Origin of the sequence: Pseudomonas sp. RG1 (assembly GCF_025910115.1) — a bacterium.
In the GTDB taxonomy this organism is placed as follows: domain Bacteria; phylum Pseudomonadota; class Gammaproteobacteria; order Pseudomonadales; family Pseudomonadaceae; genus Aquipseudomonas; species Aquipseudomonas atacamensis.
In genome coordinates this window covers 500,137-512,169 of sequence record NZ_JAPCIK010000002.1, presented here as the reverse complement: position 1 = coordinate 512,169, position 12,033 = coordinate 500,137, and the positions used below count along the sequence as shown (strand labels likewise).

Genomic DNA, 12,033 nt, shown 5'->3' with positions numbered 1-12,033 from the left:
TCACTCAAAGCTCAGAGCAAGGCCCGTGCCATCGGTTTTTTATTCTTCAAAAAGTCGCTGCGTTGTTGTTATTTCGACTGTTTCGGTCCCATTTTCATTGGGCGTGCAACCGTCTAAACCGCGGAAGGTAAAACCATTTGTTTTTTCAGGCGCAACCCGCACGCGCCATCATTGCAACCGCAGCGGCAAACGACGTGCAACCAGCCTGTAACAGCCCGCGTCACCGAACTGCACACTGCTGGTGCGGGACTGCTACAACCCGCACCATTACAGGCTAGTCGCTGGATGCAAAAGCGCCGCTTGCGGCAACAAATTTCAACACTCAAATGACGATGCGCAGGCACTGGCCCGCGTGATACAGGGAAAACCCGGCTTCGTACAGGCAACTGCGCAAGCCCACACCGGCCAGGGGCTGCATCGGTGCGAAGGGAATCGGCAGTGCCTGCGGATCGCCGTTGCACAGGTAATCGGCGAAGGCTTTGCCGACCACCGTACCGGTGGTGACGCCGCGACCGTTATAACCGGTGACGGCTACCAGTCCGGGCGCGGGCTCGAACAGCCGCATCAGGTGATCAGGGGTAAACGCAATGCGCCCGGTCCAGGTGCATTCCCACTCGACCGGCTTCAGATTGGGGAAGTAATGCTGCTGCACCCGATCAGCCCAGGCCTTGAGAAACCACGTCGGTTTTTGATTGCCATTGCCGAGGCTGCCAAGCAACAGGCGCCCGTCCTTGTCGCGACGGATGCTGCTCAATACCTGACGGGTGTCCCACGAGCCCTGCCCGCCCGGGAGAATTTCCTGCGCAGCGTCTTCGCTGAGCGGCACCGAGGCGACCTGGTAGTAATAACCGGGAAAGAAATTGCGCTTGAGTTCGGTCCAGTCGCCTTCGGTGTAGGCGTTGGAGGCGATGACCACTTGTTCGGCGAGCACCGAGCCCTGGGCGGTCTGTACCGACCAGTTCTGCCCGATGCGCTCGAGGCGAGCCACTGGCGAATGATCGAACATCTGCCCGCCGAGCCCGCGCACGGCATTGGCCAGCCCGGTGACATAGGCCATCGGATTGAGCGTGCCGGCGCGGCGATCAAGCAACGCGGCGGCGATTTTCTGCGTGCCGGTGGCTTGCTCGCAGGCCTTGCCGGTGAGCAGTTCGACCGGCGCGCCACGGCGTTTCCATTGCTGCTCGCGACTGCGCAGATCCGCCTCGCCCTTGGCGTTATGCGCCATGTGCAAAGTGCCTTCGCGGCGCAATTGGCAATCGATGGCGTATTTATCCACAAGGCTGAACACCAGCGCCGGCGCCGCACCGAGCATGCGGTTGAGCTGACTGCCGACCGCCTCGCCGAACCCGGCTTCGATCTCGTCCGGAGGAATCCACATGCCGGCGTTGACCAGCCCGACATTGCGCCCGGAGCCACCGTGCCCTGCGCGATGCGCTTCCAGCACGCAGACGCTTTTGCCTTTTTCCAACAGATGCAGCGCCGCTGACAACCCCGTGAACCCGGCGCCGATCACGCAGACATCGACCTTGACCTCGCCCTTGAGCGCGGTGTTATCCGGGCGTTGTGGCGTGAGCGTTTCCCACAGACATTCTTCGCGTAACGGCATTGCCAGACTCCAACAGAAACCCAACAAACACACAAACCTGAGTGAGCCCCCTGTGGCGAGGGGATTTAGCGAAACGTCGCACCGCCCCGCTGGGTCGCGGAGCGGCCCCAAAATTTCAAAAGCGACGACTGCTTCGCAGCCGAACGGGGATAAATCCCCTCGCCACAGTGCTCACTCCTACAGAGGATCTCCACCTGTCAGTCGAATGTAATGCCCTGCGCCAACGGCAATTCCAGCGAGTAGTTGACGGTGTTGGTCTGCCGGCGCATGTACGCGCGCCAGGCATCGGAGCCGGATTCACGGCCGCCGCCGGTCTCTTTCTCGCCACCAAAGGCACCGCCGATTTCCGCGCCGCTCGGGCCGATGTTGACGTTGGCGATGCCGCAGTCGCTGCCAACCGCCGACATGAACCGCTCGGCCTCACGCACGTCGGTGGTGAAGATGCACGATGACAGGCCTTGCGGCACGGCGTTGTTCAGGCGCAGCGCTTCCTCGAAATCGCTGTAGCCGACCACGTAGAGAATCGGCGCGAAGGTTTCGCTGCAGACCACGTCGCTCTGCTCGGGCATTTCCACGATGGCCGGCGACACGTAATAAGCATTGGGGAACTGCTCTTCCAGTTGGCGCTTGCCACCGAACACCCGGCCGCCTTCGCTCAGCGCCTGTTCCAGTGCATCCTGCATGTTTTCGAAGCTGTGCCTGTCGATCAGCGGGCCGACCAGGTTGCCTTGCAGCGGATGGCCGATGCGTACTTTCGAATAGGCAGCCTTGAGGCGAGTGACGATTTCTTCCTTGACCGATTCATGGGCGATCAGACGGCGCAAAGTCGTGCAGCGTTGCCCGGCGGTGCCGACGGCGCTGAACAGAATCGCGCGCACTGCCATGTCCAGATCGGCGCTCGGGCCGAGGATCATCGCGTTGTTGCCGCCCAGCTCAAGAATGCTGCGGGCGAAACGCGCGGCGACTTTCGGCGCCACTTCGCGGCCCATGCGCGTGCTGCCGGTGGCGCTGATCAGCGCAACACGCGGATCATCGACCAGCGCTTCGCCGGCATCGCGACCGCCGATCACAACCTGGCACAGGCTCGGTGGGGCATCACTGAAATTTTTCACTACGCGATCGAACAGCGCCTGACAGGCCAGCGCGGTCAGCGGAGTTTTCTCCGACGGCTTCCACACCACCGGGTTGCCGCAGACCAGCGCCAGAGTGGTGTTCCACGCCCACACTGCGACCGGGAAGTTGAACGCGCTGATGACGCCGACCACGCCAAGCGGATGCCAGGTTTCACGCATGTGGTGGCCCGGGCGCTCGGAGGCGATGGTCAGACCGTACAGCTGGCGCGAAAGGCCGACGGCGAAGTCGCAAATGTCGATCATCTCCTGCACTTCACCCAGACCTTCCTGAGTGATCTTGCCGGCCTCCCACGACACCAACTCGCCAAGGTCGGCCTTGTACTCGCGCAACACTTCGCCGAACTGGCGCACCAGCTCACCGCGACGCGGCGCCGGCACCTTGCGCCAGTGCTCGAATGCATGATCTGCGCGACTGATGTGCTGCTCGACTTCGGCCGCGCCTTCCCAGTTCACCGAGGCAATTTCGCTGCCATCGATGGGCGAATGCACCGGCACTTTGCCGTTCTGGTACAGGGCCGGGTTGACTCCCAGACGATCAAGCAATGCGGCTACCATCGGTCTCTCCTCAAGCAAAAACAGAATGTGTGCGGCCATCCTTCGCATGGCCGGGCAGGCCTTTAGTTGTAGCCTCACTGCGGCGATGCAACAAACGACCTTTACGCCAGATATCATTCCGTTTATTCATGCTGCCTAGCGAAAGACAAGAAAAAGGACTGGCCATGCTGAACAAACGCCACTTGCCCTCGATCACCGCGCTGCAATGCTTCGAGGCCGTGACCCGGCACCTGAGTTTTACCCGCGCCGCCGAAGAGCTGAACCTGACCCAGAGTGCGGTGAGCAAACAGGTCGCGCAGCTTGAAGAACTGTTGCAGCACTTGCTGTTCCGCCGCGTGCGTCGGCGCTTGCAGATGACGCCGGCCGGGGATTTGTATCTGGTCGAGGTCAGAAAAATCCTCAGCCAAGTGGAGATGTCGACGCATTACCTGCGTTCCTACGGCGGCGAGACCGAAGTCCTGCGAGTCTCTACCCCTTCCACCTTCGGCGCCCGTTGGCTGGTGCCGCGCCTGAAAGGCTGGCGCCTGCGCCATCCGTCGATTCATCTGGATCTGTGTAACGAGCAGGAAGCCGATGATCTGTTGCAGGGGCGCAGCGATCTGGCTTTCTATTTCGGCCAGGCATCGCGGCCGGGCACCGAATGCCTGAAATTGTTCGGCGAACAACTGGTGCCGGTCTGCGCCCCGGCCAGCCTGCCGGACACACCATTCACTGACCCGACGCAACTCACCGACCTGGTGCTGCTGCAAAATGCCTCGCGACCGCAGGCCTGGCACGACTGGTTCGACAGTCAGGGCTACCACACCGAACACAGCTACCACGGGCCGCGTTTCGAAACCTTTTACATGTGCATCCGCGCCGCCCAGGTCGGTTGTGGCGTGGCGCTGCTGCCACGGTTTCTGGTGGAAGAGGAATTGGCCGAAGGCAAACTGGTCATACCCTGGCAGCATGCGATGCCCAGCAGCGATGCCTATTACCTGGCCTACCCGGAGCACGCGGCGGAAGTGCCGAAGGTGCGGGATTTTGTCAAATGGATGCTTGAACAAATCGATAGCCCGGTGTGAGGTCAACCGGGATCCCTGTGGGAGCGAGCCTGCTCGCGAAAGCGTCGGGTCAGCCACATCATCTTTAACTGACACACCGCATTCGCGAGCAGGCTCGCTCCCACAGTGGATCTGCGGCGCTCTGAAAAAATGCTGGCAATCCCCACCGCCGATATGCGCCACTAGCGCCATCGATATAGACCGCGCCAGGCGCGGCGCAACTGGAGACCCGTTTATGAGCGAGAGTGTGTTTGCCGATCGCATCGTGCAGAACCTGCTCGACACCGACTTCTACAAGCTGACGATGATGCAGGCGGTGCTGCACAACTACCCCAACGTCGAAGTCGAATGGGAGTTCCGCTGCCGCAACGCCGAGGATCTGCGTCCGTATCTGGCCGAGATCCGTCATCAGATCGAGCGTCTGGCCGAGCTGAGCCTGAGTGCCGATCAGTTGAGTTTTCTCGAGCGCATCAGCTTTCTGAAACCGGATTTTCTGCGCTTCCTTGGCCTGTTCCGCTTCAACCTGCGCTACCTGCACACCGGCATCGAGAATGGCGAGTTGTTCATCCGCCTGCGCGGGCCGTGGCTGCATGTGATTCTCTACGAAGTGCCGCTGCTGGCGATCGTCAGTGAAGTGCGCAATCGCTATCGCTACCGGGAGACTTCGCTGGAGCAGGCACGCGAACAGCTGTATCGCAAGTTCGACTGGCTGACCGCCAATGCTTCGGCCGATGAGCTGTCGCAACTGCAGGTTGCCGATTTCGGCACGCGCCGGCGCTTTTCCTTTGGCGTGCAGGCCGAAGTGGTCAACGTGCTCAAGCACGACTTCCCGGGTCGTTTCGTCGGTACCAGCAACGTGCATCTGTCCCGCGAGCTGGACATGAAACCGCTGGGCACCATGGCTCACGAGTGGATCATGGCCCATCAGCAACTTGGCCCGCGCCTGATCGACAGCCAGATCGCCGCGCTCGATTGCTGGGTTCGCGAGTACCGTGGCCTGCTCGGCATTGCCCTCACCGATTGCATCACCACCGATGCGTTTCTTGGCGATTTCGATCTGTTCTTCGCCAAGCTCTTCGATGGCCTGCGCCACGATTCCGGGGATCCGGTGGCGTGGGGCGAAAAATGCATCGCGCACTACCACAAGCTCGGCATCGACCCGATGAGCAAGACTCTGGTGTTCTCCGACAGTCTGACCCTGCCGAAATCGTTGGAGATTTTCCGCGCGCTGCACGGTCGCATCAATGTGAGCTTCGGCATCGGTACCAACCTCACCTGCGATATCCCGGGTGTCGAACCGATGAGCATCGTGCTTAAAATGACCGCCTGCAACGGCCAGCCGGTGGCGAAGATCTCCGACGAGCCTGGCAAGACCCACTGCAAAGATCCGAATTTCGTCGCCTATTTGCGACATGTGTTTCAGGTTCCTGCCGAATCCAGTCTATCTAGCAAGGAGTGAATTCATGCAAGCCGTACAGCGTGAGATTGCTGAGCAGCTCAAGGTGCAACCACCGTTCGCCGACGACCAGGCCCTGCAGGCGGAAATCGCCCGGCGCCTGACGTTCATCCAGGAATGTCTGGTCAATTCCGGGCTCAAGACCCTGGTGCTGGGCATCAGCGGCGGCGTCGACTCACTGACCGCCGGCCTGCTGGCCCAGCGCGCGGTACGTGAACTGCGCGAAAAGACCGGCGACGACCGCTACAAATTCATCGCCGTGCGCCTGCCCTACGAAACCCAGTTCGACGAGCACGACGCCAAGGCCTCGCTCGACTGCATCGCCCCTGACGAAATCCACACCGTGAACATCGGCCCGGCGGTCAAGGCACTGGCGGCTCAGGTTTCGGCGTTCGAAGGCAAGCCGGCGGCGACGGTGGACTTCGTGCTGGGCAATACCAAGGCGCGCATGCGCATGGTCGCGCAGTACACGATTGCCGGGGTGGCGGGCGGTCTGGTGATTGGCACCGACCACGCGGCGGAAGCAGTGATGGGTTTCTTCACCAAATTCGGCGATGGCGCCTGCGACCTCGCCCCGCTCAGCGGTCTGGTGAAAAACCAGGTGCGTGCGATTGCCCGCAGCTTTGGCGCGCCGGAGACGCTGGTCGAGAAAGTGCCGACTGCTGACTTGGAAGACTTGTCGCCGGGCAAACCGGACGAAGCGGCGCACGGCGTGACCTATGCCGAGATCGATGCGTTTCTGCACGGTGAAACGGTGCGGGACGAAGCGGCGAAGATCATTGTCGATACGTACAACAAGACTCATCACAAGCGCGTGATGCCGTTTGCGCCTTGATTTTTCAACGGCATGAAAAAGCCCGCGGAGGAGTGATCCTCAGCGGGCTTTTTCTTTGGCCATCAGTCTTTCGGTGAAGCGGATGGCCTCTTCGCGAGCAGGCTCGCTCCCACATTGGCCCTGATTACTTGACGACGATAGTGCCTTTCATCATCGAGATGTGCCCAGGGAACGAGCAGAAGAAGCCGTAGCCACCGTCAGCCACCTTGGCCACATCGAAGGTCACCGAGTCGGTTTCCTTGGCGCCGATAATCTTGGTGTGGGCGATGATGCGGGCGTCGCCATCCTTCAGGTAGTTCTTGTCGATACCGGCCGCCAGGCCGTCGGTAGCGATCGGCTGCATGTCAGCTTCTTTGCTGATCACCAGGTTATGGCCCATGACGGTCTTCGGCAGGCTGCCGGAGTGGGTCAGTTCGACGGTGAACGTCTTGCAGCTCTTGTCGATCACGATTTCCTTGGTGTTGAAGGACATCTGATCAGTGGAATCTACGGTGGTTTTGCACTCGGCAGCCATCAATTGGCTGCTGGCCAGCGCCAGCAGGGATACCGCAACAACTTTGGAAAACATGGTGAATCTCCAAGGCAGGGTTAACAAAAACACTAGTGGTGGAAAGACTGCCTGAAATCATCGCAAGTTCATATGACTTGAGTCAAAAATTGTATACAACTTTCAGGCTATGACATTCATCAACACAATCTAACGGCCATTTCGTTGGGCCAGGCCTATGATCGGTCCACCTACTGAAACGGAGTGCCAGTCATGTTCTTTAACGGCCTGTTGTGCAGCTTGCTTGCCGCCTACGCTTGTGGCGCCAGCGGTACTTTTGAATCACCCGAACGCGAAGTCTAGTCCTTGGAGCGCAGCGTGCCAGCCGTTACCCTGTGCGACTGATCGACTCAGGAGTAACGCATGTCGCTGAAATCCGTTTGTGTGTTTTGCGGTGCCAACGCCGGTACCGTGCCGGCTTACACCGAAGCTGCCGTGGCCCTCGGCCGGGCATTGGCCGAGCGTAATCTGACGCTGGTCTACGGCGGTGGTGCCGTCGGTTTGATGGGCATTGTCGCTGATGCCGCGCTCGCCGCTGGCGGCGAAGTGATCGGCATCATTCCGCAAAGCCTGATGGACAAGGAGATCGGCCACAAGAGCCTGACGCGCCTGGAAGTGGTCGACGGCATGCATGCGCGCAAGGCGCGGATGGCTGAGCTGAGCGATGCGTTCATCGCCCTGCCCGGCGGCCTCGGCACGCTGGAAGAGCTGTTCGAAGTCTGGACCTGGGGCCAGCTCGGCTATCACGGCAAGCCTTTGGGGCTGCTGGAAGTGAACGGTTTCTACAGCAAACTCACGGCTTTTCTCGATCATATCGTCGGCGAAGGCTTCGTTCGCGCGCCACACCGTGACATGCTGCAAGTGAGCGAATCGCCAGATTCCCTGCTCGAAGCCCTCGATCAGTGGCAGCCGACCGTCACGCCCAAGTGGGTCGACCAAAAACCCGGCTAACCCCCGGACACCGATACAGGGCAGAATACGCGCCGCTCAACCTCACCTTCGACCCCAGAGGATCGCCCATGGCCAAACCCAATTACTCCTTCGCCAAACGTCAACGAGACCTGGCAAAGGAACAGAAGAAAGAGGAAAAGCTTCAGCGCAAGAAGCAAACCGCTGAAGAAGCGGCACTGAACCCTGACGGTGAAGTGGCGACCGATGATGATGTTGATGCAACCGATGCACCGAAAGATCAGACGCCCGACGCCTGAGCCCCACCGGGTTTGATGATCGAATCAGACCCTGCGGATTTGTGACGGGGCTGGCAGTTCTGCTGCCGGCCCTCACAGCCCTGCTTTCTCTGACACACCAAAATCCCCTGTGGGAGCGAGCCTGCTCGCGAATGCGATATATCTGTTACAAATCTATTGGCTGACCTGACGCTTTCGCGAGCAGGCTCGCTCCCACATTTGAAGACTCATCAATTCTGAGGCATCACCGTAACCCGCACTTCCGGGTCGTGATTACCGCCACCGAGAATCACCCCCCGCAGCGGCGACACATCGGAGAAATCCCTTCCCCACGCCAGCGTGATGTGTTCCAGCGCCGGCCGCACATTGTTGGTCGGATCGAAATCCACCCACCCCGATACCGGACAGAACACCGATACCCACGCATGCGAGGCGTCGGCGCCGATCAGGCGTGGCTGCCCCGGTGGTGGCTGGGTCAGCAGGTAGCCGCTGACATAACGCGCCGCCAGACCGCGCGAGCGCACACAGGCCAGCATCAGATGAGCGAAGTCCTGACAGACGCCGCGTCGACGCTCCAGCACTTCCACCAGCGGCGTCGCCACCTGGGTGGCTTCGGCATCGAAGGTGAATTCGCTGAAGATCTTCTGCATCAGCGCCTGCACCCCGAGCAACAACGGTCGCCCTGGCGGAAAACAGCTTTGCGAGAACTCGACGAAGCTGCGCTTCAAATGCACATAAGGAGACTGGAACCGGTAGCGACAGGCTTCGAGCAAGTCGGCGGACAACGGCTGACTGCTGTAGGTCAGCGCATCGCGGGTCTGCTCCCACGCTGGCGACTGGTTGAATTCCCGCGCCGGCCGCGCCAGCACCTCGACCGTCAGCCGGGCGTTGACCTGCAATTGGTCATGGGGCCGTTCAAATGCCAGACGCGTCAACGGATTGCCGAATACGTCCAGTTCATCACGGCGCATGGTCGGCTCGGGACTGATCAACAGTTGCTGCTCGGTGCAGCGCTGCCAGCTGCATTCGCGCGGCCACAGGTGCGCCAGTTGCTGCGCGAGGGAAACCGGGCTGTCGTAGTGATAACAGGTGTCGTGGAAGATCTGATATTGAGCACTTATCACACGGACACCGTTCGCTGGCTGACATCATCGACATGGGCGAAATGGCGCAGGGCCAGACGATCCGATACCTGGCCGCTGGCTTCGGCGATGTCCTGCAACAGATCGGCCAGACCATCCAGCGCGGCACGTACGCTGGATTTGCCGAACAAAGGATTTTCCAGACAACCGAGATCAAACCGCGACAGGCGTTCGACCAGTTGCGGCAGCGCGGTTTCCCGAGGCGCGGCGAAATCGTCGTTCAGGCGTTTCAGCGTGCGGGTTACCAGTTTCAGCTGAAACAGCACCGCGTGGGGGTTCTGCTCATCCAGCAGCAGCAAATCCAGCACCGGAATCAGTTGCGCCACCGCCAGATAGCGCGAGCGATAGGTGATGCTGCTGTTACCCAACTCCAGCAACCACTCCAGCCCGGCCTGATCGAACGCACCCGCACCGCGCAGAAACGCCGCCAGACTGCTGCTGAGAAATTGCAGGCGTTCGATGCGCCGGCCAATCATCAGAAAGCGCCAGCCTTCGTCACGGGTCATGTCATCCAGGGCAAACCCCGACAGCGCTGCCAGCGACATCACCAGACGGTTGAGAAAATCCAGCAGTTCGCCGAAGTCCGGTTCATCGACTTCCAGCTCCAGCGCCTCGCGCTGCAATTCGACCAGCGCCTGCCAGTTTTCCCGGGACAGCTTGCCGCGCACTTGCGAGGCGGCCCATTGCAGGCGTTGCAAGTTGGAGCGCAGGCTGAACGACCAGTCCTCGCCCAGCAACGCAGCGAGCAGGCGCTCCGGCAGTTCGCCCTCATCCGGCAACAGCGCCAGCCGCTCGCCAAGATCGACCGCTGCTTGCAGCGCCTGCGGATCATCGCCATCGACGTAACGCGTGAGCATGATGCGCAGCAGCCGCGCGCTGTCGTCGCAGCGCTCGCAGTAGCGGCCGAACCAGAACAGATTTTCCACCACCCGCGACGGCAGATATGGATCGCGGCGGACCAGATCGTGCACGCCGACATTGCGCTGCGCCTTCCACTGCTCGCCACTCGGCGCACGGTCGCTGAGCACCCAGGTGTCCTTGCTCGCCCCGCCGCGCTGCATCGACACCACCTCGGCATCGGCGTCGGCCGCCACTCGGGTCAGACCGCCCGGCAACACGCGGTAGCCATCGTGGCTGGCCACCGCATACATGCGCATGCCGATCGCGCGGGGTTGCAGATGACCGTCCTCGGCTTGCCAGACCGGCGCCTGCGACAGTTGCGCAAGCTCTTGCGCGACGTAGGCATAAGGCCGTGCCTGCATACGCTGCGCCAGCTCGAGGCGCTGGCTTTCATTCAAGTCACGGCCGAAAACAGGCGCGAAGCTCTGCGACGGGAACGCCGGTTTGATCAACAGCTCCGGAAGTTTTTCCAGCGCCTGCGCCAGCACTGGCGCTTCACCGCACCACCAGGTGGCGATCGACGGCAGGATCAGTTCTTCGCCGAACAGGAATTGATTGATCTTCGGCAGAAACCCCAGCAGCCCCGGCGATTCCAGCACGCCGCTACCGAGCGCATTGGCCACCAGCACCCGCCCCTGACGCACCGCCTCCAGCAGACCGGGGACCCCGAGCGCCGAGTCGGTACGCAGTTCCAGCGGGTCGCAGAAATCATCGTCGAGGCGGCGCATGATCGCGTGCACCCGGCGCAGGCCGCTGAGGGTTTTCAGGTACACCGTGGCATTGCGCACCGTCAGATCGCCGCCCTCGACCAGTGGATAACCGAGCTGGCGCGCCAGATACAGGTGCTCGAAATAACTTTCATTGAACCGCCCCGGTGTCAGCAGCACCACCAGCGGTGCGTCATCGCCCTGCGGTGCCTGACGCGCCAGGGTTTCCTGCAAGGTGCGGAAGAAACCGGCCAGATGCTGAACCTTCAGATCACGGTACAAATCGGGAAAGGCGCGGGAGACGATGGTGCGGTTTTCCAGCGCATAGCCGGCCCCGGACGGCGCCTGGGTGCGATCGGCGGTCACCCACCAGCGGCCATCCGGCGTGCGCGCCAGATCCACGGCATACAAATGCAGAAAGGCTGACTCGGGCGGGGCAATGCCCTGACAGGGCCAGAGAAAATTGTTGTGCCCGAATACCAGCTCGGCGGGCAGCAGGCCTTCACTGATCAACCGCTGCGGACCGTACAGATCCGCCAGCACTGCATTGAGCAAGCGCGCACGCTGAGCGATGCCGGCGGACAACTGCTGCCACTCATCTGCCGCAATCACATGGGGAAGCAGATCCAGCTCCCACGGTCGGTCAGCGCCCTTGGGATCGGCATAGACGTTGTAGGTGACGCCGTTTTCCTGAATCTGCCGCGCCAGCAAGGCCTGGCGCTGCACAAGTTGCGCCGGGCTGCTGCGCTGCAATTGATCGAACAGGCGCTGCCAATGCACACGCACTGCGCCGCTGCCGTCGAGCAGTTCGTGATAGGTGCCCGCAGTCAGCGGGTAGCGGTCTAACAGGTCAGGCATGGAAAGCTCGGCAGACAGCAGGGAACGGTCAGACTAACGCAGGCACATGACACGCGGATATACG

Annotated in this window: 10 protein-coding genes; 5 read left to right on the top strand and 5 right to left on the bottom strand. The window is 61.2% G+C overall.

Annotated features, from left to right (window positions below; genetic code table 11):
* Positions 1 to 322 precede the first annotated feature (322 nt).
* Positions 323 to 1,606 carry an NAD(P)/FAD-dependent oxidoreductase gene (locus OK411_RS03860; RefSeq protein WP_024011384.1) on the bottom strand — a complete coding sequence of 428 codons (1,284 nt, stop codon included), beginning with the start codon at positions 1,604 to 1,606 and terminating at the stop codon, positions 323 to 325.
* Positions 1,607 to 1,803: 197 nt separating this feature from the next.
* Positions 1,804 to 3,294 (bottom strand): aldehyde dehydrogenase family protein, encoded by a 1,491-nt coding sequence (locus OK411_RS03855; protein WP_024011383.1) that lies wholly within the window; start codon positions 3,292 to 3,294, stop codon positions 1,804 to 1,806.
* A 164-nt stretch (positions 3,295 to 3,458) separates the two neighbouring features.
* Between OK411_RS03855 and OK411_RS03850 the strand changes: the two genes are divergently transcribed.
* From OK411_RS03850 to nadE, 3 genes are all read left to right on the top strand, one after another.
* Positions 3,459 to 4,358, top strand: coding sequence for a LysR family transcriptional regulator (locus OK411_RS03850; RefSeq protein WP_016771921.1), 900 nt, complete (start codon positions 3,459 to 3,461; stop codon positions 4,356 to 4,358).
* 214 nt (positions 4,359 to 4,572) lie between these two features.
* Positions 4,573 to 5,796 (top strand): nicotinate phosphoribosyltransferase, encoded by a 1,224-nt coding sequence (pncB, locus tag OK411_RS03845; protein WP_024011382.1) that lies wholly within the window; start codon positions 4,573 to 4,575, stop codon positions 5,794 to 5,796.
* Positions 5,797 to 5,800: 4 nt separating this feature from the next.
* A complete protein-coding gene (gene nadE / locus OK411_RS03840; RefSeq protein WP_024011381.1) occupies positions 5,801 to 6,628 on the top strand; it encodes an ammonia-dependent NAD(+) synthetase in 828 nt (275 codons plus the stop codon).
* Positions 6,629 to 6,752: 124 nt separating this feature from the next.
* Here the strand turns inward: nadE and azu are convergent, their stop codons facing one another.
* Complete coding sequence (azu, locus tag OK411_RS03835; protein WP_024011380.1) at positions 6,753 to 7,196, bottom strand: azurin; 444 nt, start codon at positions 7,194 to 7,196, stop codon at positions 6,753 to 6,755.
* Between the two features lie 342 nt (positions 7,197 to 7,538).
* On the opposite strand from azu, the gene OK411_RS03830 reads away from it, so the two are divergent.
* Both OK411_RS03830 and OK411_RS03825 read left to right on the top strand, forming a co-directional pair.
* Positions 7,539 to 8,126 (top strand): TIGR00730 family Rossman fold protein, encoded by a 588-nt coding sequence (locus OK411_RS03830; RefSeq protein WP_264364446.1) that lies wholly within the window; start codon positions 7,539 to 7,541, stop codon positions 8,124 to 8,126.
* A 68-nt stretch (positions 8,127 to 8,194) separates the two neighbouring features.
* Complete coding sequence (locus tag OK411_RS03825; RefSeq protein WP_130910695.1) at positions 8,195 to 8,383, top strand: hypothetical protein; 189 nt, start codon at positions 8,195 to 8,197, stop codon at positions 8,381 to 8,383.
* 209 nt (positions 8,384 to 8,592) lie between these two features.
* On the opposite strand, the gene OK411_RS03820 is transcribed toward OK411_RS03825, so the two are convergent.
* Together OK411_RS03820 and OK411_RS03815 are read right to left on the bottom strand one after the other, a co-directional pair.
* Positions 8,593 to 9,483, bottom strand: coding sequence for a transglutaminase family protein (locus OK411_RS03820; RefSeq protein WP_264364455.1), 891 nt, complete (start codon positions 9,481 to 9,483; stop codon positions 8,593 to 8,595).
* A complete protein-coding gene (locus OK411_RS03815) occupies positions 9,483 to 11,969 on the bottom strand; it encodes a circularly permuted type 2 ATP-grasp protein (RefSeq protein WP_264364445.1) in 2,487 nt (828 codons plus the stop codon). The genes OK411_RS03820 and OK411_RS03815 overlap by 1 nt, the downstream gene beginning before the upstream one ends.
* Positions 11,970 to 12,033 lie beyond the last annotated feature (64 nt).